We start from the raw sequence: 219 nt of genomic DNA, 5'->3' as shown, positions 1-219 counted from the left end.
TGAATCTATAGTTAGAAGTTAACCAACTATACTTATAGTTATTATTTCGCTATCGCAAAGTTTACTATCTTTGATATTACGTCTATTTCTAATACTTATAGGTATAATATCATTATATATATCATCAACTATTGTAAAAATTATAGTAAATAAGTCAGTTAAATTTTCTACGTCTTGGATATAATAATTATTAAGCTCCAACATTATTGTAGCCCTCCT

Annotated in this window: 1 pseudogene; it reads right to left on the bottom strand. The window is 24.7% G+C overall.

Annotation, left to right across the window (positions count from 1 at the left end):
- Positions 1-21: 21 nt before the first annotated feature.
- Positions 22-204 (bottom strand): annotated as a pseudogene (locus G3997_RS05605) (IS982 family transposase); the annotation flags it as partial.
- Positions 205-219: the final 15 nt, after the last annotated feature.

It is taken from the genome of Romboutsia sp. 13368, from assembly GCF_018336475.1.
GTDB lineage: Bacteria > Bacillota > Clostridia > Peptostreptococcales > Peptostreptococcaceae > Romboutsia.
This window is presented reverse-complemented; position numbering and strand designations above follow the sequence as displayed.